Source organism: Methylobacterium sp. 88A, from assembly GCF_000376345.1.
In the GTDB taxonomy this organism is placed as follows: Bacteria; Pseudomonadota; Alphaproteobacteria; order Rhizobiales; family Beijerinckiaceae; genus Methylobacterium; species Methylobacterium bullatum.
The window spans coordinates 2391253-2416858 of the sequence record NZ_AQVT01000001.1; the positions used below are offsets into that span (position 1 = coordinate 2391253).

Here is a 25606-nt window from a genome sequence, read left to right on the forward strand (position 1 = left end):
GTTTGAAGTTAGTGCATCGTCGGGTGGAGTTGACCCCGTTTGTGGTCCACGGCCTATGCAAGTTCTCGGGCTGTGACAGCTTGGTTGGCGAAGGCTCGGGGCGTCAAGCCGCCCAGGGCCGTGTGGGGTCGATCTTCGTTGTAGTGGCACCTCCATTCCTCGATGCGCTCGCGGGCATCGGCCCGCGACAGGAACCACGAGGCGTTCAGGCACTCCGCCCGTAGACGGCCGTTGAACGACTCGATGTAGGCGTTGTCGGTCGGCTTGCCCGGTCGAGAGAAGTCGATCTCGTCTCCGTTCAGGTAGGCCCACTGGTCAAGCATGCGACCGGCGAACTCCGGTCCATTATCCACCCGCAGGCTCTTGGGCCGCCCCCTCAGCCTGACCAAGGCGTCGAGCGCCTCGGTCACCTGGAAGGCGCGGAAGTTGGCTCTTCGGCGTCAGTCAGAGCACCTCTCGCGTGTGGCAATCGACGACGGTCAAGATCCGGAACGGACGCCCGTCGAAGACGCGGTCGGATACGAAGTCCATCGCCCAGACCTCGTTGGGCCCACCGATCGCCGATCGCCCCTGGCGATACCGCCAAGCCCTCTTGCGCTTGAGCAACTTGGACCGGATCGACAGCCCCTCGTCGCGGTAGATCCGGTAGGTGCGCTTGTGGTTCACGGCCCAGCCCTCCCGTCGCAACAGGATGTGCAGCCGCCGGTAGCCGTAGCACACCCGTGCGGCAGCCAACTCCTTTAATCGCATCCGCAGCGCCACCTGCGGATCTGAGCGCTTCCTGTAGCGCTGGGACGAACGGCCGAAGCCGGTAGCCAGACAGGCCCGACGCTCGCTGATCCCGTAGGCCACCTGCAGGTGACCAGCGACCTCACGGCGAGCTGCGGGCCTCGCCACTTTCGCTTGAGCACATCCTGCAGCATGGAGCAGTCCAGCGTCAGGTCGGCGACCAGCCGCTTGAGCTTGCTGTTCTCGTCCTCCAGCTGCTTGAGCCGTCGGATCTCAGGCACGCCCATGCCGACGAACTGCTTCTTCCAGCGGTAGAACGTCGGCTCGGACACACCCACCCTCCTTCAGGTTTCAGGATGCCCGAAAAACTTGCGCTCAGCGCGGACCAGTTTGATGGGTCAGGGTCACAATCTCGACCTCCTACGACGACGGTTCCTCCTCGCAGCCTAATCCACCAAACTTGGCGAAGAGCCACTTCTCAGGGGGCAGGCCATCTGCGAGTTAAATCACAACAGAAAGTCATTCTGTTGGATTGTGACGTTGCCTTGGAGGACGAAGGAGAAGTCGGCGGTGCCGTTTCCGTCCACGTCGCCGCTCACCACCGTGCTGGTGCCCGAGAACACCAAGCGCACCTCGCCCGCGTGCTTGGTGAACGCGCCCTCGCCGATGAAGCTAAAGGCTTGGTCCCCCGTCACACCCGTGTTCGCGTCAATCACACTCAGGTCGATGTGGTCGCCCTGAGTGTGATTGAAGTCCATGACGATGTCGCGGCCGGTGCTGGCCACCGTGCTGTCGGTAAGCGCCTTGAACACGAACGTGTCCGCGCCCAGACCGCCCGTGAGCTTGTCCAGACCGCCAAGACCGGTGAGTACGTTGTTGGCGTCGTTGCCGACCAACGTGTTGGCCAATTCGTTGCCGGTGCCGCTGGTTGCGGCCCTGCCGGTCAGCGTGAGGTTCTCCAAGTTGGCGCCGAGCGTCAATGTGGCCGAGCTCTGCACGAGGTCAGTGCCGCCGCTGGCCGAGGTCTCGCTGAGGGTGTCGCGACCGTCCGTGACGTAGATATCGTTGCCCAAGCCTCCGATCAGTGTGTCGCTGCCGGCGCCTCCGGTCAGCGTATCGTTGCCGTCTCCGCCATCCAAGGTGTTTGCGGCGCTGTTTCCGATGATGGTGTTGGCCAGGGTGTTGCCGGTGCCGTCGATCGCGCCCGTGCCGGTGAGCGTCAGGTTCTCCAGGTTAGTTCCAAGCGTCAGGGTGGCGGAGCTTTGCACGAGGTCGGTGCCAGCGCTGGCTAATTCGGTGATCGTGTCGGCGCCGTCGGTGACGTAGGTGTCGTTGCCCAAGCCGCCGATCAGTGTGTCGCTGCCGGTGCCGCCGTTGAGCACGTTGGCGGCGCCGTTTCCGGTGATGGTGTTGGCCAGGGTGTTGCCGGTGCCGCCGATCGCGCCCGTGCCGGACAGCGTGAGGTTTTCTAGGTTAGTGCCGAGCGTGAGTGTCGCCGAGCTTTGCACGAGGTCGGTACCGCCGGTGGCCGACGTCTCCGAGATCACGTCGCCGCCGTCGGTGACGTAGGTGTCATTGCCCAAGCCCCCGATCAGCGTGTCGGCGCCGGTGCCGCCGTTGAGGATGTTGGCGGCGCCGTTGCCCCTCAGCGTGTTTGCGGCACTGTTGCCGGTGCCATTGACGGCAACCGTGCCGGTCAGCGTGAGGTTTTCTAGGTTCGTGCCGAGCGTGAGCGTGACCGAACTCTTCACGAGGTCGGTGCCGGCATCGGTACCTTCGGTGATCGTGTCGGCGCCGTCGGTGACGTAGGTGTCGTTGCCCAAGCCGCCGACCAGACGATCCCTACCGCCGCCGCCGTTGAGCACGTTCGTGCCATCGTTGCCGCGCACGGTGTTGTTGAGGTCGTTGCCGGTCAGATTAATGGAACCCGTGCCGGCATCGCTCGTGGTCGACAGCGTCTCCACGGATTGTCCAGTAGTGAGCACGTAGCTGACGTTGGCCTTCACGACATCGGTGCCGGCACCGATGGTCTCGGCGATATGGTCGCCGGTATTGTCAACAATGTAGGTGTCGTTGCCGGCATCTCCTTCCATCAAGTCGGCGCCTACGCCGCCGTCCAAGCTGTCGTTACCCGCGCCGCCGGCCAGAACGTTCGCGCCGGCGTTGCCGGTGAGCGCGTCGTCGTAGTTCGAGCCTTCGAGCCCCTCGATGCCGCTGTAGGTGTCGCCTGCTGCCTGCCCGGTGTTCAGACCCGCATCGGTCAGGTTGGCCGAGACCTTCACGCTCGCGTGTTCGTAGCTCGCGGTGTCGATGCCGGCACCGCCCACCAAGCGATCCGCGCCCGTGCCCCCTTCGAGAATGTTGTCGCCGCCGCTCCCGGTGATAATGTCGTTGCCGCCACCGCCGATGACGTTCTCGACCTGATCGAGCGTGTCCCGGCCTATCTCATTGCCCGCCGCCGTTCCGGTAGTGAGGTTGACCGTGATGCCTGTCACGGCACCGGAATACGCGACGGTATCAACGCCGATGCCACCGGAATAGGTGTCATTGCCTGCATCGTCGCCGTTGCCGACAATGAGATCATTGCCGTCGCCCGCATCGACCATGTCGTTGCCGGCGCCGGCAACCAGCGTGTCGTTGCCGATGCCGCCGTCGAGCGTATCGTTGCCGGCCCCTCCGATCAGATTGTCGCTGCCCTCGCCGCCGTCAAGCGTGTCGGCGGCATCAAGGCCCATCAGCACGTCGTCGCCGCCGCCGCCATCCAGAGTGTCGTTGCCTTCGCTGCCGCTGAGGGAATCGCCGGTGTCGGTGCCGATGAGGGTAATACCTGGAATAACGACGGAGATGGTTCGGTCGGCGAATTGTAGTTTGTTAACGCTTTTGAGAGTGTCAGTTCCGTCAGCGCCATGATTGTCGGTTACAACGAGAACGCCATGAATGTTGTCTTCTGTTATAGTATAATCAGCATAGTTTCCTGAAAACCCAGCTGTATCGATGCCGCTTCCCGCGTCAATGACGTCGTCGCCGGCGCCACCTTTAATGAAATCATCGCCAACAAAAGTTTCGATTAGATCATCGCCGGCCCCTCCAATAATATTGTCTACTGAGCCCGAGCCATAGAATTCTTCTTTCAAGGTCGAAATGTGCAGCGAACCAGCCGTCACTTGACTGCCGTCGATCGTTGCACCCGATGAATAGTAAGATATCGTGCCAGGCGCGATAGCAAGCGTATTGCCTGAGGAAATATTAAAATCACTTATGCTAAAATTGATAGATGAGTAGTTGTATTTGATTGTCTCTACATTCTGAATTTTAGATAAATCCATGAACCCATGAGCGCTCGCTATAGCCGTATTAAAATTTACTGTTAGGGTATCAAACCCTTCGCCGCCGTTGACAGCCAATGCACTGGTTGTCCCGGAAACGAGGATCGAGTCATCGCCGGCTCCTCCATCGATACGCCCCCCTGCATCGACAAGGTCAAACAACGAGTTTTCCTCGATGCTGTCGTTTCCTGCTCCACCTTCAATGACATCAAAACCAAGCCCGCCCACTAAGTGGTCATTGTCGTCGCCACCACGAAGTGTGTCGTTACCGTTGCCACCATCGAGAAAGTCGTTGCCCGAGCCTCCGTCAAGAAAGTCATCGCCATCCAAGCCAGACAGCACATCGTCCCCGCCTAAACCATTCAGCGTGTCATCGCCTTCCGTGCCAGTCAGCGTATCTGCACTATTTGTACCAATGAGGGTAATACCTGGAATAACGACGGAGATGGTTCGGTCGGCGAATTGTAGTTTGTTAACGCTTTTGAGAGTGTCAGTTCCGTCAGCGCCATGATTGTCGGTTACAACGAGAACGCCATGAATGTTGTCTTCTGTTATAGTATAATCAGCATAGTTTCCTGAAAACCCAGCTGTATCGATGCCGCTTCCCGCGTCAATGACGTCGTCGCCGGCGCCACCTTTAATGAAATCATCGCCAACAAAAGTTTCGATTAGATCATCGCCGGCCCCTCCAATAATATTGTCTACTGAGCCCGAGCCATAGAATTCTTCTTTCAAGGTCGAAATGTGCAGCGAACCAGCCGTCACTTGACTGCCGTCGATCGTTGCACCCGATGAATAGTAAGATATCGTGCCAGGCGCGATAGCAAGCGTATTGCCTGAGGAAATATTAAAATCACTTATGCTAAAATTGATAGATGAGTAGTTGTATTTGATTGTCTCTACATTCTGAATTTTAGATAAATCCATGAACCCATGAGCGCTCGCTATAGCCGTATTAAAATTTACTGTTAGGGTATCAAACCCTTCGCCGCCGTTGACAGCCAATGCACTGGTTGTCCCGGAAACGAGGATCGAGTCATCGCCGGCTCCTCCATCGATACGCCCCCCTGCATCGACAAGGTCAAACAACGAGTTTTCCTCGATGCTGTCGTTTCCTGCTCCACCTTCAATGACATCAAAACCAAGCCCGCCCACTAAGTGGTCATTGTCGTCGCCACCACGAAGTGTGTCGTTACCGTTACCACCATCGAGAAAGTCGTTGCCCGAGCCTCCGTCAAGAAAGTCATCGCCATCCCAGCCAGACAGCACATCGTCCCCGCCTAAACCATTCAGCGTGTCATCGCCTTCCGTGCCAGTCAGCGTATCGTCGTCAGCTTTGACCTGAAATTGACGCTCTTGACCATGCAGCATAATTCGAGATACTTCATTTTGTATGTTATGTGCACAAGCGTACACACAGCATACAGCCTAAACACTGAATCCTAAAAGCTCTATACGGTTTATTTTTCAGCCTTTCAATGTATAAAAACACACAATTTTGGCCCCTATTTTTGATACCGACTTTCCTTAAATTTCATTTAGTGATATAGCAGTTTATAATCTAGGGGCATAGCTATACTATTAAAAAATTCATTTTTTTATTTTGTTTATACTTAATAATATTTACAGTAAAAAGATAAAAACTAAATATGATGATTTGATAAAAACTTCATCGCAAATTTCGCCGACAGGATACGCTATTTAAGCGATGTCTAGTTAGATAAAAATATTGTGCTTATTTATGTCGCTGGCCCATCACGCTGATCTTAAGCCAGCGCAAGATTTTCCGGCAATGCGATCCCTAAACAAGCGCGGATTCCATGCCGCGATCACCGCTTGAGATGCCCATGCGAAACCGTCTTGCACACCCGACGGGTCAAACGTGCATTTTCGCTAAATCATAATTTCGTGTGCTCAGCGGACCGGCTTGGACCCACCCGCAGTCGTGATCCTTTTCCGAACAGCGCGTCTGAACAGCCCGCTGCGCGATTGCACGTCCCCTCGAAGTGAGACAGGCCTCCAAAGCCGATGCGCCTTCGAGCGCGCAGGTATGATCTGCCACTCACCTCGCGGACTCCATCGAGGCCAGCGGTCTCTGACCGCGCCCAAAGGCCGGACATATGACTGCACCGTTCTCGGTGGGGGATCTGTTGCTGAGCGCTCTTGTCCGCAGGGCCGTTCTACATATGGCTTTGAGCCATGTGCAGGATGTCATCATGGGACGGAAGAAGCATACGGCTGAAGAGATTGTTGCTAAGCTGCGTCAAGTGGATGTTCTGGTCTCGCAAGGTCGCAAGGTTGCCGAAGCAATCCGGTCCATCGAGGTAACCGAGGTTACGTATTACCGCTGGCGGTCCGAGTACGGTGGCCTGAAGGGCGATCAGGTAAAGCGGCTGAAGTCCCTGGAGACCGAGAATCAGCGCCTTCGCCGGGCTATCTCTGACCTGACATTGGAGAAGCTCATCCTGAAGGAGGCGGCTGCGGGAAACTTCTGAGCCCGGCTCGCCGCCGGGCTTGTGTCGACTACGTCGTTGCCGAGCATGGCGTGTCCGAACGCTTCGCTTGCCGTGTCCTGGGTCAGCATCGTTCGACCCAGCGCAAATCCGCCGTAGTGATCGAGGACGAGGCCGCTCTGATGTCCGCCATCGTCGCTTTGGCTCTGCAGTACGGGCGCTACGGCTATCGCCGGATCACGGCCCTGCTCCGGCGCGACGGCTGGACGGTGAACGTAAAGCGCGTTGAACACATCTGGCGGCTCGAAGGGCTCAAGGTTCCCGCTCGCCAGCCGAAACGGGCACGCCTTTGGCTTAACGACGGCTCCTGCCTTCGCTTACGGCCGGAGCGTCCCGACCATGTCTGGTCCTACGACTTCGTTGAGCACCGCATGTGAAAAAGCGTCCATTGATGAACCCTCTATCATCTCGCGCTAAGTCTTTATCATTGTAGCGTAATATTCGCCGAAGATGGGGTCACAATCGGTACCGATCGTGACCCCATCTTCGATGCAGATTTCCTATCTTACATAAGGGATTACGTCCTGTTTCGCCCAGGGTCATCGTTCGACGCCGATCCACAATGCGGTCGGATACGAAGTCCATCGCCCAGACCTCGTTGGGCCCACCAATCGCTGGTCGCCCTTGGCGATATCGCCAGGCCCGCTTGCGCTTGGGCAGCTTGGACCGGATCGACAGTCCCTCGTCGCGGTAGATCCGGTAAGTGCGTTTGTGGTTCACCTTCCAGCCCTCCCGTCGCAATAGGATGTGAAGCCGCCGGTAGCCGTAGCGGACCCGTGCGGCAGCCAGCTCCTTCAGTCGCATCCGCAGCGCGACCTGCGGATCAGAGCGCTTGGTATAGCGCTGGGACGAACAGCCGAAGCCGGTGGCCAGACAGGCCCGACGCTCGCTGATGTCGTAGGCCACCTGCAGGTGACCGGCGACCTCACGGCGAACGGCGGGCCTCACCACTTTTGCTGACGCTGCCCTTCGGGTCGCTTGAGCACGTCCTGCAGCATCGAGCGGTCCAGCGTCAGGTCTGCGACCAACCGCTTGAGCTTGCCGTTCTCGTCCTCCAACTGCTTCAACCGCCGGATCTCAGGCACGCCCATGCCGACGAACTGCTTCTTCCAACGGTAAAACGTTGGCTCGGATACACCCATCTTCCGGCAGACCTCGTCCACCGTCGCACCATTCTCCGCCTGCCGCAGGGCAAAGGCGATCTGTTCGTTCGTGAAGCGTTTGCGAGGCATGGCATCCACCCTCCTTAAGGGTTCAGGATGCCCGAAAAACTTGCGCTCAGCGCGGACCACTTTGCTGGGTCAGGGTCAATACTGGATCGCTCGACGATCGTCTCCGTCGCTGTGACGCCGCCGTGAAGAACCTGGTCCATAGCGCGTCCCTCTGTTTCACTGTGAAGAGTGCACTATCAAACCCCGGGGTCAAACATCCAACTTCGAATCGGGGTCGGCAATGAGGTCATTCAAGAAGTCAATTCGTCAATAGGACCTATCATGAAATGAACGAAAATAAGATGCGCTCCGTTGCAATTCAGCAACATGAAAATTTCGCAACAGTTGCCGCCTTTCCGAACGGTAGCCAAAAGGTTCATTGAATTCTAGTGTGGCTCATGATGTGTATCGAGGAAACGATGATCATCACAAGGTTGCTTTTTGGCCGATTTTTGCGTTCAGATCGAGACTAAATTTGCCTTTTCCGTAGCAGTGTAGGGTTTGGCAAGCTTAGTTGATTTGTCGAGAATAATTTCGGACGAGCAGGTTATTGCGAGGCTATTAATATGACCATTATTTCCGGTAACCGTGGTGTTGGTATGTGGGGGCCGGATTATCCCGGCAATCTGCACTACGATTTTTCGGACGACTGGTATTATAGATCTTCAGGTAGTAATTCTGCTGGATTTAGCATTGACGGTGGATTCGACCTAAGCCCATTAGCTGAAGGCGGTGCCTCCCTGAGTGCTAATATAGGTCTCGATTATACTGCTGGATTTGGTTTGGTGGGCGAACTGGATCTAATGGCGGGCGATATCCAAATAAATTACGGTATCGATCTAAGAGAAAGGGTTTCGAGCTCTGCTGATACGATAAACGCAAGTTCATATATCGATACCTCATATTGGCAGCAGGGTCGCTCCAGCTTGTCGTCAACGGGCATTGATCTTGAAAACTCTGGAATTAATCTGAATTTAGGCGCTGAGTTGTATGCGCGTCTCTATGGGTCTGTTTCTGCAGAAGGCCATATTAGTTCAGACTTTTTTGGCGGGGGGGGTATAAATGCAAGCGTTAGCGGTTCATTCGATACTGTTCTTGTAGATTTTGAAGAATTATACAATATTATTGATATTCAAGGCGAGGATTATGAGCCAAAAAGATTTGACTATGATTATGGTAGTATTACCGTTGGTCTTCCAGATCCTTTAGATCTCAGCACGCGACACATCGTAAATGACGGAAGTGCGTTTGGGGCGCTTGTTGTGTCGGGGCGAACCGACCCGTTTGTTTCGGCTAGCTTCAATGTAGTAGGCGCCTTGCTTGGGTTGGTAGGAGTTCCGCCACAAGTATTTCAGGGTCATAAAGACGTCGATCTTGGACTTGTAGGGTTCGGTTATGATTATACTACACTTGCTGCTAACCTGGTTGGGCATGTCTCGTTGCAGCAGGAGTTTCGTTTCGAGCCGACCTCGGTCGAAGTTAGCATGACATCGAGTTTTGGCCAGCACATTGACGGCGTTCTTGGAGATAAATTTGAGTTTGATACTCCTCAAGGCGAGGGAAAATTCACTGTATCTGCTACATATAATATAAAAGGCAATCTAACAAACGAAACAAGTCTGTTGCTAAGCAGCGAGGCTGAGCTTCTAATTGGGCAGGCTTCGGCTTATGCTTATGCAGATCTTGGTCCTATAGGCAGGCCGACCGTGGATCTTTCCCTGGGGCCGATTTATCAGGGGACGACGCCAATAGGCGGCGGGGCAGAAATACCTTTGTTCTCTGAAACCCATAACTATACGGTAAGCACCACTGGAAAAACATATACTATAAGCTATGAGAATTTTTACATCGGAACCGAGATGGGTGATCGATTCCGACTGACGACTCATCAAGTGGTATTGGAGGGTTTGGGCGGAAATGACATAATAACTGGTAATGGTCTTGATAATATACTAACAGGTGGAATTGGCAATGATAAATTAATTGGATCATTGGGCGATGATACATTAGTCGGCGGAGATGGAGCTGATACTCTTTCTGGCGGAGATAACAACGACGATTTAATGGGCGATGAGGGTGCTGATGCGCTCGATGGCGGGGGTGGGCGAGACACTCTGTATGGCGGGGCGGGTAACGACACGCTTCTGGGCGGTCTGGACGTCGACACGCTCAACGGCGAGGACGGAGACGACCGGCTCGATGGCGGTGCAGGCTACGATACGCTGAACGGCGGCGCGGGAGCGGATACGCTACTGATCGGTGCCGAGGGCGACAGAGCCACCGGCGGCACGGGCTCGGACGTGTTCGTCCTGGCCAGCCCGGTGTCTCAGCGCGATAGCGTCAGCGTCAGCCTGAGCGACTTCAAAGCCGAGGACCGCCTCGACGTCTCGGCGCTGGGCATCGCCGACCTGGCGACCCTGAAGCTGCTGGACGCAGGCTTCAGCTATACCTACCTGGTTACCTACTACAACGGCAACTATGCGAGCTACAGCCTCGATGCGATCAAGCTGTCTCAGTTCACCGACAAGCAGGCGGTGTTCAATACGAGCACGGCGGCGCGGTCCCTGACCGGTACAGCGAATGCCGACGATCTGATTGGTGGGCTCGGCAACGACACGCTTGCCGGCGGCCTTGGGTCCGATCGGCTGTTTGGCTCCAGCGGTGCCGATCAGCTCGATGGCGGATATGGGAGCGATTTCCTGTACGGCGGATTGGGTGATGACAATATTCTAGGTGGCCAAGGAAACGATATAGTTCAAGGAGGCGGTGGAAATGACAAGATTTTTGCTGGCGCTGGAGATGATGAAATATCGGGAGGTGTCGGCAACGACATGATTGACGGTGGACAAGGCATTGATGTTGTAAGATATTACGCCGACAGCAGCAATTATGTCATTTCGACTGCCGGCAATTTTGTTGTCGTAAAAGATAAAAGAAATCTGAATTTTGATGGTGTCGACAAGCTAAGCAATGTGGAAAGTTTGGTTTTTTTAGATAAAACAATCGAATCACCAACGCTATTCAGCAAAATACAAGTAATTAATACTGAAAAAAGCTTGTTTTTTACAGGCGGTGCCGAAAAAAATCTTGAAGTAACGCTGAGTTACGCAGGTCTTGTTGCAAAGGCGGATGGTAGGGACGTCGCTATTGAGGCTTCCTTTGGGCCAATATCGAACGTTAATGCAGAGAATGTAGTAAATGTTGGTATATTTCTTACTGGCGACGACAAGCAGAATCAATTTACGGGGACGGCGCGTTCGGATGTTATCTCTGGCGCCGGAGGTGATGATATTATTTTTGGCGGTGACGGTTTTGACAGACTCAACGGCGGTGCAGGTAATGACATTATCGAGGGTGGGTCGGGAGCCGACATCATCGATGGAAACTCAAATATTAACACCGTTTCTTATAGTGGTTCGGAGCGAGGCGTAAGCGTCAATTTAGACAATCAGCAAAATGTTGGTGGGGACGCCGAAGGCGACATTATAAAAAATATTCAAAATCTAATTGGTTCGGCGAAAATAGATACACTTATTGGCAGCAAATCAAATAATGAAATCCGTGGTGCTGAAGGTGGGGATGACCTGTTTGGTTTAGGTGGCAGGGATTTGCTAATTGGTGGAGAGGGGAACGATCGTCTTCTTGGAGGGGCCGGAGACGATACTTATCTCATCGAAGTTGGTGACGGCCTTGATGAAATTATTGAGTCAGCAGGTGAGGGGTACGATACTGTCAAAACGGGCCTTCTAAGATTTAGTCTCGCTGAAAATGTAGAAGCACTTTATTTTACTGGCATTGGAGATTTTAATGGAGATGGCAATGCTGGCGACAACCTCATTGTTGGAGGTAAAGGATCTGACACGTTAGACGGCGGCAATGGAGGGATCGACATTTTAAGAGGGAGAGGCGGCGATGACACGTATATAGTAGAATATCTAGGTGTTGCTATCGAAGAGATTGACGGGGAAGGGATCGATAATATTAAGACGCATCTAAATGAATTTACATTATCCGATAACTCCATTGAAAATCTTTCTTACTTGGGTAATGGAAGTTTCATTGGAACAGGTAATGTCCTGAGCAATACTATACAAGGTTCGGCCTTTGACGATACGCTTTCGGGCGGACGCGACGGTCGGGATCAGCTTATAGGGTCTGACGGAAACGATACATATGTTGTCGATCACGAATTGGTGGAAATTATAGAGGCTTCTGCGTCGGGGACGGACACTGTCAGCACAACCCTAAGAAAATATACTATTGGATTGAACGTCGAAAATCTGTCCTATGCTGGTGCAGATTCGTTCGAGGGCATTGGTAACGGGTCTAACAACATAATCGGTGGTAATGCAGCATCTGATGTGCTTTTCGGGCTTGATGGCCAAGATGTGCTGCAAGGTTTAGAGGGCAACGATCGACTGGATGGTGGCGCAAGCAACGACACACTGTATGGCGGGGCGGGCAACGATACGCTTCTTGGCGGTCTGGACGTCGACACGCTCAACGGCGAGGACGGAGACGACCGGCTCGATGGCGGTGCAGGCTACGATACGCTGAACGGCGGCGCGGGAGCGGATACGCTGCTGATCGGTGCCGAGGGTGACAGAGCCACCGGCGGCACGGGCTCGGACGTGTTCGTCCTGGCCAGCCCGGTGTCTCAGCGCGATAGCGTCAGCGTCAGCCTGAGCGACTTCAAAGCGGAGGACCGCCTCGACGTCTCGGCGCTGGGCATCGCCGACCTGGCGACCCTGAAGCTGCTGGACGCAGGCTTCAACTACACTTACCTTCGGGTCAACTACAACGGCAACTATGCGAGCTACAGCCTCGATGCGATGAAGCAGTCTCTGTTCACCGACAAGCAGGCGGTGTTCAGTACGAGCACGGCGGCGCGCAACCTCGTCGGGCCCGACGATGACAGTGATCTTTTTGGTGGCCTAGGAAACGACGAGCTAACTGGCGGCCTAGGTAATGATCGGCTGTTTGGTTCACTAGGTAACGACGACCTCAACGGTGGAGCCGGAAACGACCGTCTTTATGGTGGAATTGGCAACGATATCCTGGACGGTGGTACTGGAGTAGACACGGCGGTTTATCTCGGCAAGAGCACCGACTATGCTATTTCCATGTCCGACGAGAGAATTTTGATAGCTGATCTTCGTAGTAAATTTGGCGAAGGAATTGATGAGATTTATAATATATCGCAGATCGTATTTTCAGACAAAATGATCAATCTTAAGACTTTTAGTACAATACGCGCAGATGGCGCAGCGGGGAAGCTTACGATTAATGGTAGTGCAGGCGGTTCGACACTCTCGGTGACGCTGTCTAATGATCCTGTTAATTATGCACCCACGGTATTTGTCGATGGTGCGCGCATAGCCGTCGGCGGTGAAATGCTTTCTATCAAAGATATCGACGCGTCACGAATAGATGCCGGAGTAAATTTAAAGGGCAATAATCTGGCAAATAATATTCGCGGCTCACAAGACGATGATTTAATCCAGAGTCATGGTGGTGATGATATAATAATTGGCGGCAGTGGGAATGATATACTCGAAGGTGGTGGGGGGAACGACACAGCGGTGTATGGCGGTGAATTTGTAAATTACCAGATCACCAATGATGGCTCGAGAATTATCGTTAAGGATATTAGAGAATCTGCGGCCGACGGAACGGATACCCTTTCGGGTATTGAATATTTGACGTTCGCAAATGGTACTATCAAGGTGCCTTCTGGTGCTGCAATTCAAGTTGCGGAATTAGAGGGGGTATTAAGTCTGATTGGAGCCACTGAAAGCGACATTACGGTCAAATTGAAGAACGGTTCTAATCTGCTATCCATAACCCAATCTGGATTTCCGATTACCTTTCCTGCAAGCTTAAATAGTCTTAACAGCATCGATGCTCGAAATTTAGTTGCTAGTGAGCTCAAAGTGTTCGGCAATGAAGCAGTAAATGCGATCTATGGTTCGGGTTTGGTGGACTGGATCTATGGCCTTGGTGGCGACGACCTTCTTGTTGGCGGCGGCGGGGATGATGTTATCGACGGAGGTAGTGGCAACAATACCGCGGCGTTCTCGGGTAACTACGCAGATTATATTATAATCAATCGAAATGGAGTGGTTAGCATCGAGGATGCGAGGGATATTAGTGTTGACGGATTTGATTTGCTTACAAACGTACAAACGCTTAAATTTGCCGATAAAGCCGTTGCTGCTCCAGGACCAGCCGATATTTCTGCTCGTGCAGTAAACGGCATCCTAGAGTTGAGTGGAGCGCCAAGCACTGACGTCTATGTTTCGTTGGTGGATGGTACTCCCCATGTCGAAGTTAATGGAGGTCCCGTTGTAATTAACGGAGGCAATGGCCTTATTAACACGATATCTGGCACGGGTATTGAGGGATTTGGAGTGCACGTATCGGCCGACGATCATGAAAACTTTCTCGTCGGGACACGTTTGGCTGATACATTAGAAGGTAAAGGTGGTTCTGACACCATATTTGGCGGCGACGGGAATGATATCATCCGCGGCGGCTCGGGCGATGACGTTATTGTTGGTGGGCAAGGTTCAGATGAATTAGATGGTGGCGAGGGGGTCGATACGGCTAACTACCAATCTTCGGATCATGGGGTAGTCGTAGATATGCTTGCGTCTAGTGCGAGCTCTGTCGATCAAGATGCCGCCGGTGATGTATTAATTAACTTAGAAAATCTGACAGGTAGCAAGTTCGCTGACCAGCTTTGGGGCGACAACGGTGGTAATCGACTTGATGGCTACGAGGGGGGCGATAATCTAATCGGTCGAGGAGGTAACGACACGTACATATTCGACAGTGCTGCCGATCGCGCAGTAGAAGTTAGTGGTGAAGGGGTGGATCTAATCCAAAGTTCTGTCTCAGTTGTGCTTGCTGATTTTGTTGAAAATCTATCGCTTGCTGGCGCTGTCAATATTGATGCCTCAGGCAACGGTTTAAACAATCTGATTTCGGGAAATTCAGCGGACAACATCATCAATGGCCGCGGCGGAATTGATGTCCTGACCGGGGGGGCGGGGAACGATACGTTTGTCTTTGATGTTGAAATGAACCAATCAAAAAATTTGGCAAAAATCACTGATTTCGATGGTTCTTATGACAAGCTTAAGCTGGATCATAGTATCTTTGAGGCGTTAGCTGTCGTTAATGTCGGAGGTGAACAATTCCTAGCGGCTTCGGCGTTCAAGCTGATGGGCTCGAGTCCAATTGATGCCAATGATCGCATTATTTACGACTCGTCGGTGGGGGGGCTATTTTACGACAAGGACGGTTCGGGATCCAACTATTCAGCTGTAAAGTTCGCTAGCTTGGGGAATATGACTGGAGTAAATAATTTAGATTTTGAAATATTCTAAATTTTGGTGAATATGACAGCGAGCTTAAGAGCTATTGTGTCCCGTCAATCGCTTCTCGGGAGGGCATGGTGGTGACCTGCATATAATACCGGTCACCACCATGGGAACTGGCTCGTAGACGTAGCATTTCACGAAAGTTAGTCCAGCCGCGCGATCGCTGCGGAGAGGCATTATGCGATGCCGTCTTGACACCCGACGGGTAAACTGCGCAATTTCGCTAATTCCTAGTTCCTGTGTCCGCGGCGGACCGGCCTGGACCCACCCGCAATCGTGATCCTTCCCGAACGGCGCGCCTGAATAGGCCGCTGCACGATTGCACGTCCCCTCGCCCCGCGGCACCCGTCCCGGGGCGTTTCTGTCTCTAGGCCCGAGCGGCCCTCCTCTCCGCCCCCTCCCGCGTCGACCTTAACCCTGCTGCCCTCCGGCACGCGGGCCCGTCGTCGTGCGCGCTTTCGAAGGACATCCCCACCATGACGACAAAAACGCCTGCCTTCCCCACGGCTGGGTTGACCATCCTCGACCAGGCTCCGGCTGCCCTTAGGGCCAATCCGCGCAACGCCCGCACTCATTCCAAGAAGCAGATAGCCAAGGTCGCCGACAGCATCAGGGCATTCGGATTCACCGTGCCGCTCGTCGTCGACGAGACTGGCCTCGTGCTCGCCGGGCACGGACGCTTGATGGCGGCAAAACAGCTCGGCCTGTCCACGGTCCCGACCGTCCGGCTCGATCACCTGAGCGACACGCAGAAGCGCGCCTATGCGATTGCCGACAACAAGATCGCGACTCTCGCCGGTTGGGATCGGGCAACCCTCGCCCTCGAGCTCGGTGAACTCGCCATCCACCTGCCTGAGATCGGCCTGGATCTGTCGATCACCGGTTTCGAGATCGCCGAACTCGATCTGCTGACGGGGGATCTCGAAGAGGAGCGCCTTGCCTCGCGCGAGGACGAGCAGTATGAGCCGGAAGCACCGGTCTCGCAGCTCGGTGACCTCTGGCAGCTTGGTCCGCACCGGATCCTATGCGGCAGTGCGTGCAGTAGCGATGACGTCGAGCGTCTGATGGGCGGACGTAAGGCCGACATGGTCTTCACCGATCCGCCCTACAACGTACCCGTCAACGGCCACGTCATGGGCCGTGGCCGGGTCCAGCACCGTGAGTTCGTCATGGGCTCGGGCGAGATGACGGAGGAGGCCTTCACCGCCTTCCTGACCGAGAGCCTCGGCAATGCCGTCTCGGTCTCGCGTAATGGCGCCCTGCACTACGTCTGCATGGATTGGCGTCACCTGCCGGAGCTGCATGCCGCCACCCGCCCTCTATTCGGCGAGCAGAAGAACCTGATCGTGTGGAGCAAGACCAATCCGGGGCAGGGTTCGCTCTACCGCTCGCAGCACGAGTTGATCGCGCTCTACAAAGTTGGCACGGCGGGCCACACCAACAACGTCGAGCTCGGCCGGCACGGGCGCAACCGTTCGAACGTGTGGACCTATTCCGGGGTCAACACCTTCAAGGGAGCAGGAGATCTGGCGCTGCATCCCACCGTCAAGCCGGTGGCCCTGGTCCTCGATGCGATCAAGGATGTGACGCGCCGCGGTGCGATCGTCCTCGATCCGTTCTCGGGCAGCGGTACGACCCTGCTGGCTGCGGAGAAGACCGGGCGTGAGGCGCGGGTGCTCGAACTCGACCCGGTCTATGTCGATGTCGCTGTTCGGCGCTGGCAGGCGTTCACAGGCCGTGACGCCATTCTCGACGGTACGGATGAAACCTGGGACGAGGTCCGATCGGCCCGTACGGCCCCTGCCATGCTCGAGGAGGCTGCGTGATGGCTGACGCTGCTAACACCACGACGATCAAACCAAAGCGGCCCACCGCGTACGAGGTCGGATACGGCAAGCCGCCGGCCGACCATCGCTTCCGGAAGGGCCAGTCCGGCAATCCCCGCGGGCGGCCCCGGGGGCACTCAGCACCGCTCGGCCGACGCGATCTTCTGGACGCGCTCACCCAGGCCGCGCGTGAGCCGATCACTATCACCAAGGATGGCCGCACGATCCGGACAACCCAGATCGAGGCACTCGCCCAGCAGCTCACCCGGAAGGCCATGCAGGGCGATATGAAAGCCGCCAAACTCCTCTTCGATAACATCAAGGCCTTGGCGCCGAAGACAGAGCCCGATGGCATGTCCCACGAGGAATGGTTGGACGTCCTGGACGATCAACCAAAGTATCCGCCCAGCATCGAGGTTCGGTTCGTCAGCCCAAGCGACGTCGCCTTGGAGCCGGTGGGGACCTGAGCCCCCTCCCCCAATCCCTCAAAACCATATTCAGCCGGAGAGCCTAACGGCTTTCCGGCCTTTTTGCATTTGAGCCGAGACGATCCCTGCTCACACCGATCGGCTTGCCTGTTTCGACCAAACGCCTCCCTGTTCGGCTGAGACCAATTCCCTGTTCCGCCGCACAGGGAATTGCCCCCTAAGGCATTGCTTCAGCTGCAGTATTGCCGACCAAAAACCGAGCCCTAGAGCTGCACCGCTCCGTTTTCCCTGTTGTTTTCCCTGTTAGCAGGGAAATGACAGCAGAGACCGGTTTTGGCCGGATGCGTGCCCCACCACTCGCTCCCCGCGAACGACGGAAATTCGCGTGTTGCGGGAGACGTGCGCAGTCTCAAGGATTTAGCGAACGGTTGCCGTTGGGGACGCTTCTCCGAGGCGGTGCACTTTTGACCTCCTGACAATTCCCTCGGGAACCGCGGGATTGCGCCGGCGGCAGCAGACCCGCTGCCCGACCATGGCAGTGCCCATCCTCATGATCGACGTGAGGCTCCATGCGCTGCTCGAGGCTGCAGCCGACATGCACGAGCGGCTGATTGGCCCTCCTGCCGGGCTGAACACCGGAGGCGCGAAGGCACTGTTCGCCGAACTGTGCAAACCTGCCCAGCTTCCGCAAAAGGACGATGGCTCCCAGCCGATCGGCCTTCTCAAAATTCTGACGCGCCCGAGGCGCACCATGCGAGTGGCACCGTGCCCCCGCTTCCATGCCCGGCCGGCGCATGGCAGCCGCGGGATCATGCGAAGGCGATCGATCGCCTGGCTATCGTCACGACCTGATCGGGGGTCGGCGGGTTGGCCGGATGGTGGCTCAGGCACAATGGTGTGCGCAGCTTTGCCGGCTTCCCCGATCCCTCGGTGGCGAAGTAGAATTCGCCCGCGCCGAGTTTGCCGATGTCGCTGGCCGCGCCGCCGCTCGCCGCCATGATCTCCTGGGCTGCGGCGATGGTCGCGGGTGCGCTCTGGCGGCCGAAGAACTGCGTCGTGCAGTTCGAGACGATTTGGTTGTGCAGGCCCTTGGGCACCTGGGTCGCAACGACCATGCCCAGCCCGTACTTGCGTCCTTGCGCCACGAGCTTGATGCCGCTGCCGAGACTCGGACAGGCTCTTTGCGACGGCAGGAAGGTCTGCGCCTCGTCCACGACGTAGAGCATGCCGCGCGGGCTCGGATGCGTCTTGATCCAGCCGAACAACGTCATCTGCAGGCGATTTACGAAGTCCTCCCGCGCCGCCTCCGAGGCGAGACCGGCGAGGTTGATCACCGAGATGCGGGTGCGCGCCGGGTCGGAGCCGAAGAACAGGACCTGCGGGTCGAGCACGCTGCCCCTGGCTTTCAGGAGCGGGTTCGTGGCCACGGCCGCGTGCAACTCGTCGGCCATCCCGGCGGCGATCCTGGTCGCGCCGCCGATCTCGCTCACGCCGTCCGGCAGGTCGGCGAGCAAGGCGGTGAAGTCCGCGAGGCCGCCGCCGCCACGCTCGGCGAAGAGGCGCAACGCGTCGGCCAGCACGCCGCGCTGGATCGTCTTCCTCGCACCGGCGAGGGGCCCCACGGTCTCGCCCGCCATCTCGACGGCTTGTCCCCGCTCGTCAGCGTCCTCGCCGAGTCCCGAGAAGTCCGGCAGGACGGACAGAAACAGCGGATTGCCGGCGGAGACCCCGGGCGTCCAGACCACCACCTCGACGCGCTCGGCGTAGCGGGCGGCCTTGTCGGCGTCCTCCGGGGTGAAGGCCGTCGGCCGCTCGGGCCAGGAATCGCCGAGCCGCGACAGGTCGTTGTTCGGATCGACCACGATGGCGGGGATGCCGGCGAGCGCCGCCTCCTCGACCAGCCGGCGCAACAACACCGTCTTGCCCGAGCCGGAGCCGGCGATGATGGACGTGTGCCGCGGCAGGAGCCGCAGCGGAAGCGTCACCGTCGGCGCGTCCGGCGTGAGGCGATGACCGACCGGGATGGCGTCGGGCAATACGGTCGGAGCGGGCTTGGAAGGGGCCGTCGGCGGCTTTGCCGCGTCCGGGTTCTCCCTCGGCATCCGCACCACGGAAGTCGCAGTCGTGTCGACGGTCCCGGTGGAGTCCGTCCCGTCCGCGAGGACGGGGATGTCGGCTCCTCCCGACTCCGCCAGGCCGGCCTGGCGAAAGAAGGCGGTGGCGCGCACGAACCTGTGCGCCCGCAGCCAAGCCTCGAACCGGTCCTGCCGCCCCTCCTCGGCGGAGCTCGCGTGCAGGTCGCGCAACGCGACGAAGGTGCGCAGGTCGTCTTCCACCGGGTCGATCAGCACGCCCTTTGCCGCGAGGAAGGCGTCGAACAACTGCTTCGTCTTGGCGCCGCCGGGCACCGGGGCACGGCGCACGATCACCAGGCTTCGGTCGGGCATGCGTGCCGAGATGCCGGAGGCGGTCAGCGCGGCACGCAGGCGCGCCTGGAAGGCGATGGCGTTCGGCTGTAGCAAGGCACGGTAGCACACATGCCGTTCGTGGTCGTTCCGGTCTCGGTCGATCAGGATCAGCCGGCCGTGCAGAGGCGGGATCTTCTGGTCGGGTTCGCCCTTGCTCGCCACGTCGAGCGCATCGTCCGGATCGTCTTCGAGCGCGTAGAGGTCGAAGGCCGTGCGCAGGATCTCCCCGAGGGCCGCCTCCTCGTCGAGCAAACCGGCGATGTCGGCGTTGCGCTTGGCCCGGTCGAGGTCGAACACGGCGTCGGCGGTCGCGTCACGCGTATGCCCGTCAGGGGCCTGGACGAGGTTGTCACACACGGTGACGGCCCCTTGCGCGAGGCAATCGCGCCGGAAGGCGTCGCAGCGCATCAGGAGCGTGCGCGGCATCATGCCGGAGCGGGCCGCGTCTGCGATCGCGGCGTCGCTGTACGGCCAGGTCGGGTAAGGGGGCTCGAAGCCAGCCTCCGCGTAGGCCGGGGCAAGCCGGGCGCGGATCAACGCCGCCGCTGCGGCCCGGTCGTTCATGCCCTGCAGCAGGACGGGCGTCCCGTATCGTTGCAGCAGCGGCGTCAGGGCCCGCTCCTCCAGCCGCTCCCAGGAGTTCTGGAGGCAGGTGATGACCGTCATGCCGCGGTGACGGACATCGTGGAGTTCGAGCAGGCCGGAGGCGAGCACCTCCGCCAGCCCCTGCCGGCCCTCGAACTCGTCCTGTCCGACGAAATGGCCGGCGTCGATCACACCGTCGATCTGGTCGACGGCGACCAGGATCGGACCGCTCAGGCTCATGATCCACGACATGCCCTCGACGAGTTCCTTCGGCGTGGGCGGCGGGCGGAGAAACCCGAGTTCGGCGCGGGCGACCGGGTCGGCGTCGTAGCCCTGCAGCCATGCATGGGCGAGGCCCACGGCGCCGAAATCGTTCGAGCGCAGCAGACACAGGGCGCGGAACACGTCCTGGTGCTTGAGCGCGCTCCCCATGTCGACGCTCATCAACGCCTTGACGAGGAGGACGACGATCTTGCGCGTGTCGACGTCGGGGGTGTTGAATGCCTCCTCCACATGCCTTTCGACCTTGAACTGGCGCGCCACCCCGGCCAGCACGGCGTCGGATTGGCGCCGGCCGTCCGGCATCTGATGCAGCATGGCGGTGAGGAAGCTCAGCGCGGCGCTGCGCCAGAACTCCGACAGGCCGAGGACGTCGAGCATCACGAACCAGCTGCCCGAGCGCCAGGCCTCCCGTCTGAGTTGCCCGACGAGATGCGTCTTGCCGACGCCCGACGGGCCGATGAGCACGCGCCCCATCGCGCGGGAGGCAGGACCGGGCGCCTCCCTGTGCAGATCCGCGATGATCCCGGGCGGGAGCGCATCGTTCGGGCCGCCGGTCGGCTCCACGTCGAGCCACACGCTGTCGAGGGTGCGCACCCAATCGAAATCGACCCGGCGCAGGGCGTCGAGGGCGTCGCTCATGACTGGATCCAGATGAAGTGGAACGGTTCGCCCGCCGGGCTGAACGCCGCTTCGCGCTCATCGGCGGAGAGCGACTTCGGATCGCTGAGCTGGCTCAGCCGCGCCGTCGGATCACCGGCCAGGATGGCCGCGAGCCCGGCATCGACGGTGGCGCGGTCGAGTTCGCTCAGATGCGCGCGCAGCGCGCTGAGGCGCACGGCCTGTGCCTTCTGCCCCTCCGTGAGCGCGAGATAGGCGGCCTCGATGCGGGCGCGCACCTGCTTCTTCGTGAGCTTCCTTGGCTTTGCCGAACCCGGTGGTGCCGCCTTTGCGGTGCGGCTGCGTGTGGGCTTTGCAGGGAGGGACTCGGCAGAGGGGGACTCGGCAGGACGTGGCCCGGGCGTCGCCGGCGTGCCGATGAGGCCGGCCAGCGTCTCGCCGGTCGTGGCGAGATGCCGGTCGATCCGCTCCAGCCAGTCCTGCAGGACGCGGAAATTCGCAGGGAGCGGGTCGCGCAGGTGCTGGCCTGCCCAGTTCCAGCCCCCGTCCGTGACGGTCAGCCGGATGGAGCGACCCTGCTTCTCCTCGGAGAGGTACCGCCCGGAGACCAATGCCCTGCGATCGGCGGCGTCGACCTTGGGCACGACCTCACTCTGCAGGGCACTGCCGTGCTTGCCCAGCAGGCACCAAAGGATCAGCGCCTGCTTCGGCGTCGGCGTCGGCGTCTGGCTCATCGGATCGAACCCCTCATGTCGCGTCTATCGGTAGGCTGCGGAGCCGGACGACGGAGCGGATCTTCTCGATGGCCCGTCGAAGATCGGCCTCGACCTGCTCGTTGGTGATCCGCAGCACGAGGTAGCCCGCCGTCAGCAGGGTATAGTCCCGGTGGCGGTCGTCGGCGTATCTCGCAGCGCTGCGGTGCTCGGGTCCGTCGAGTTCCACCACGATGCGGTGCGCGCGGCAGAGCAGGTCGACCCGCGGCGGCTGCCCCCAGCCGCCGACGGGCACGGGTTCGTTGCAGCAGAACAGACCGCGCAGTTCGGCGTCCTGCTGCAGGGCCGTCTCCACCCGCTGCTCGATCGCGCTGGCGGGATGGGCCTTCGAACGCGGCGGGAGGAAGCGCTCGGCGACCGGAGGACGCTCGCGCACGATCTCGCAGGCGCCGTAGAGGATGCGATCGTAGGGGGTGGAATCGGGCGGCCACGCCGGCAGCGCCATGACGATGGCCGCACCATGGCCCATGCACCATTCCAGGGCCTCGATCACCGGCGCGGCGCGGGCCGGCGATGCGGGATTGATCTCGCCGATCAGGACGACGCCGGACGGGTCGATCGCGTGCAGCAGCTGAACGAACTGGAGTTCCCGCGCGGCTTCGCGGAACCGGGGTGGGTGGCCGGCGCCGGCTCGCCGCCGTGCTGCCCTGAGCCAGGGACCGGATACGATCGGATCGAAAGAGTGATCCGTGTCCGCGAGGCCGCCGTCATCCACCCCATGCCAATGCGGCCAGCGGCTGAGCGCGAGATCGGCGAGATCGTCGAGGAGGCGGTCGAGGACCGCCGCACCGGTTCGCAGACCGTCGGTGACGAGCAGGAACGCGCCGCGGGCGTGATCGTCATCGGCGGTGATGGCCTGGGCGATGCCGTCGCAACCAATGTCGACGACGACGAGCCGACGGCCCGGCGCCAGCCGGAAGACCCGTTCGGCGAGTGCGGTCCGCTCCAGGCGCGGCCTCGCCCTGTCGCTAAAGGCGGCTGCCGTTTTCACGATGAGAGACTTACGCTGAGACTGTGCATCGCGCGTCGGGTCGTCCTCGATCTCCTGTCGTCGGTCAAGGTTGCAGACCAGCACAGGTTGTCCTTCTTGGCTACCCGACCGCCCATGTGACGAAGTATCAGGCCTGGCAGGCCACGGCGGACCTCTCTTCTTCGGCATCCGGCCTGTCATATCACCGTCCGGGCGACGACCTATGAGGTCTTCGGCCCGTCGCGCGCAGCCGAGGAAAAGCTCCTTTGGACGACCTTGCCCGATACGCCCTGTATTTCACCCCTGCTCCGAGTTCGGCGCTCGCCGCCTTCGGCGACGCGATCCTGGGAGCCGGCCCGGCGCCCGGTCCTGACGCGCTCCGGGCCATCCTCGCGGCCAACACGGCCGAGCCGCGCGTCTACGGGTTCCACGCCACCCTGAAGGCGCCGATGCGCCTCGCCCCGGACGCGACCGAGGCCGATCTCCTCCATGCGGCCGCGGCCCTGGCGGCGCACCGGAGCCCCCTGCCCGTCGGCCCCCTGCGGGTCGCCGCCCTCGGGGATTTCATCGCCCTGGTGCCGGAGGCGCCCCCGCCCTCTCTCGGCCTCTTCGCGGCCGAGTGCGTTTGCGCCCTCGATCCGTTGCGCGCGCCCCTCACCCCCCCTGAGCGCGCCCGCCGCCGCCCCGAGCGCCTCGATCCCCGGGGCCGGGCGCTGCTGGAGCGCTGGGGCTACCCGCACGTGTTCGAGACGTTCCGCTTCCACATGACCCTGACCGGCCGCCTTGCCCCGGAGGAGCGCGCGACCGCTCTGCCCCTGCTGGCCGAGGCCGCTGCGGACCTGCCCGACCTGGTGATCGATGCGGTGAGCGTCGTCGTCCAGGACGGCACGGCGCCGTTCCGCCTCCTGCGCCGCCTGCCCTTCTCGCCCTGAAGGAAACCCCGATGGTCTCCGATCGCCTCGGCCTCGAACCGGCCGTCCACCCGACCGCCGAACTCTCCCGGTGCCGCCTCGGCCGCTACACCGAGGTCGGCGCCCGCACGCGCCTCAGCGAGACGAGCCTCGACGACTATTCCTACATCGTCGAGGACGGGCAGGTGAATTACACGACCATCGGCAAGTTCTGCTCCATCGCCTCGCATGTGCGGATCAACCCCGGCAACCACCCGATGGAGCGGGCCTCCCAATCCCATTTCACCTACCGGGCCAGCGCCTACTGGCCGGGCGAGGAGGACGAGCCGGCCTTCTTCGCCCGGCGCCGCGCCCTACCCGTCACCATCGGCCACGATGTCTGGATCGGTCATGGCGCCGTCATCCTGCCCGGTCGCAGTATCGGCACCGGGGCGGTGGTCGGGGCGGGCACGATCCTGACGCGGGATGTCGCGCGCTACACCATCGTGGTCGGTAACCCCGGCCGCGTCGTGCGGCGCCGGTTCCCCGAGGCGGTCGCCGAGCGCCTGCAGGCGCTGGCCTGGTGGGACTGGGACCATGCGCGCCTCCGCCGGGCACTGCCGGACTTCCGCGCTCTGTCGATCGAAGCATTTCTGGAGCGTCACGAGAGCGAGGCACAATAATCCCGGCAATTGTTTAGCCAGAGAATAGTCATTCTCCTGTCGTGCAGAGCGGGTCTACCAGCGTTCGACATGAAACACTGGACCCCCGCATGCTGATCCTCGAAGGTCTCGCCCGCCATTACGGCGACCGCCGCGCGGTGGACGGCGTTTCTCTCGCCATTCCCCGCGGCCAGTTCGTCGGCGTCATCGGGCGCTCGGGCGCCGGCAAGTCGAGCCTGCTGCGGATGATCAACCGCCTCGCCGAGCCGACGGGCGGCCGCATCCTGTTCGACGGCCTCGACGTCACTGCCCTGCGTGGCCGCGACCTGCGGCGCTGGCGGGCGCGCTGTGCGATGATCTTCCAGCAGTTCCACCTCGTCGGTCGCCTCGACGTGCTGAGCAACGTGCTGATGGGCCGGCTCTCGGAGGTTCCCCGGCATCGCTCCCTGTTCAAGCTCTGGTCCGAGCGCGAGCGCGCCCTCGCGCTGGCCGCCCTCGACGAGTTCGGGATGGGCGACTTCGCCTGCCACCGGGCCGACCAGCTTTCGGGCGGACAACAGCAGCGCGTCGCCATAGCGCGGGCGATGATGCAGGCCCCGGATCTGATCCTGGCCGACGAGCCCGTGGCTTCCCTCGACCCGCGCAACACACGCATCGTCATGGACGCGCTCGCCGAGGCCAACCGGCGCCACGGCATCACCGTGCTGTGCAACCTGCATTCCCTCGACCTCGCCCGCGGCTATTGCGACCGCCTCGTCGGTCTCGCCGACGGACGCCTCGTGTTCGACGGCGCGCCCGCCGACCTCACCGAGGATGTCGCCCGCCAGCTCTACGGGCTGGAGGCCGGCGAGGTCCTCGACGCCCCCGCCGCGTCGGCGCCGCCCCGGGTCTATCCCACCGCCCTCGTCGCCTGATTCCTCACCACCCCATCCGGAAGATC

At 59.5% G+C, this 25606-nt stretch carries 10 protein-coding genes and 3 pseudogenes; 7 read left to right on the plus strand and 6 right to left on the minus strand.

Features of this window, described 5'->3' with window-relative positions; translation table 11 throughout:
- Positions 1 to 53 precede the first annotated feature (53 nt).
- Together A3OM_RS25210 and A3OM_RS25845 are read right to left on the minus strand one after the other, a co-directional pair.
- Positions 54 to 1073: pseudogene (locus A3OM_RS25210) on the minus strand (IS3 family transposase); the annotation flags it as partial.
- 162 nt (positions 1074 to 1235) lie between these two features.
- Positions 1236 to 5426 (minus strand): calcium-binding protein, encoded by a 4191-nt coding sequence (locus tag A3OM_RS25845; RefSeq protein ID WP_157196472.1) that lies wholly within the window; start codon positions 5424 to 5426, stop codon positions 1236 to 1238.
- 845 nt (positions 5427 to 6271) lie between these two features.
- Between A3OM_RS25845 and A3OM_RS25220 the strand changes: the two are divergent.
- Positions 6272 to 6939 (plus strand): annotated as a pseudogene (locus tag A3OM_RS25220) (IS3 family transposase); the annotation flags it as partial.
- A gap of 190 nt (positions 6940 to 7129) precedes the next feature.
- Here the strand turns inward: A3OM_RS25220 and A3OM_RS25595 are convergent.
- Positions 7130 to 7800: pseudogene (locus A3OM_RS25595) on the minus strand (transposase); the annotation flags it as partial.
- A 545-nt stretch (positions 7801 to 8345) separates the two neighbouring features.
- On the opposite strand from A3OM_RS25595, the gene A3OM_RS25235 reads away from it, so the two are divergent.
- The 3 genes from A3OM_RS25235 (at position 8346) to A3OM_RS24765 (ending at position 17457) form a co-directional block, all read left to right on the plus strand.
- Positions 8346 to 15170: a hypothetical protein gene (locus A3OM_RS25235; protein ID WP_157196473.1), complete on the plus strand. Its 6825-nt coding sequence runs from the start codon at positions 8346 to 8348 to the stop codon at positions 15168 to 15170.
- A 470-nt stretch (positions 15171 to 15640) separates the two neighbouring features.
- Positions 15641 to 16990, plus strand: coding sequence for a DNA methyltransferase (locus tag A3OM_RS0111500; RefSeq protein ID WP_081612658.1), 1350 nt, complete (start codon positions 15641 to 15643; stop codon positions 16988 to 16990).
- Entirely contained in the window at positions 16990 to 17457 is a 468-nt protein-coding gene (locus A3OM_RS24765) for a DUF5681 domain-containing protein (RefSeq protein WP_018043907.1), read from the plus strand. The genes A3OM_RS0111500 and A3OM_RS24765 overlap by 1 nt, the downstream gene beginning before the upstream one ends.
- A 770-nt stretch (positions 17458 to 18227) precedes the next feature.
- On the opposite strand, the gene A3OM_RS0111510 is transcribed toward A3OM_RS24765, so the two are convergent.
- Genes A3OM_RS0111510 through A3OM_RS0111520 form a run of 3 tightly spaced genes read right to left on the minus strand, consistent with a single transcriptional unit; the run spans position 18228 to position 23135 of the window.
- Positions 18228 to 21392: an ATP-binding protein gene (locus A3OM_RS0111510; RefSeq protein WP_018043908.1), complete on the minus strand. Its 3165-nt coding sequence runs from the start codon at positions 21390 to 21392 to the stop codon at positions 18228 to 18230.
- Positions 21389 to 22105 (minus strand): hypothetical protein, encoded by a 717-nt coding sequence (locus A3OM_RS0111515; protein WP_018043909.1) that lies wholly within the window; start codon positions 22103 to 22105, stop codon positions 21389 to 21391. The genes A3OM_RS0111510 and A3OM_RS0111515 overlap by 4 nt, the downstream gene beginning before the upstream one ends.
- Before the next feature lie 13 nt (positions 22106 to 22118).
- Positions 22119 to 23135, minus strand: coding sequence for a DUF559 domain-containing protein (locus A3OM_RS0111520; RefSeq protein WP_245257785.1), 1017 nt, complete (start codon positions 23133 to 23135; stop codon positions 22119 to 22121).
- A gap of 245 nt (positions 23136 to 23380) precedes the next feature.
- Here A3OM_RS0111520 and A3OM_RS0111525 point away from each other — a divergent pair, with 245 nt between their 5' ends.
- The 3 genes from A3OM_RS0111525 (at position 23381) to phnC (ending at position 25580) form a co-directional block, all read left to right on the plus strand.
- Positions 23381 to 24046, plus strand: coding sequence for a DUF1045 domain-containing protein (locus A3OM_RS0111525; protein WP_018043911.1), 666 nt, complete (start codon positions 23381 to 23383; stop codon positions 24044 to 24046).
- A gap of 11 nt (positions 24047 to 24057) precedes the next feature.
- Positions 24058 to 24687, plus strand: a complete 630-nt coding sequence (locus tag A3OM_RS0111530) for a DapH/DapD/GlmU-related protein (RefSeq protein ID WP_018043912.1) — start codon at positions 24058 to 24060, stop codon at positions 24685 to 24687.
- A gap of 89 nt (positions 24688 to 24776) precedes the next feature.
- A complete protein-coding gene (gene phnC / locus A3OM_RS0111535) occupies positions 24777 to 25580 on the plus strand; it encodes a phosphonate ABC transporter ATP-binding protein (protein WP_018043913.1) in 804 nt (267 codons plus the stop codon).
- The last annotated feature ends 26 nt before the right edge of the window (positions 25581 to 25606 follow it).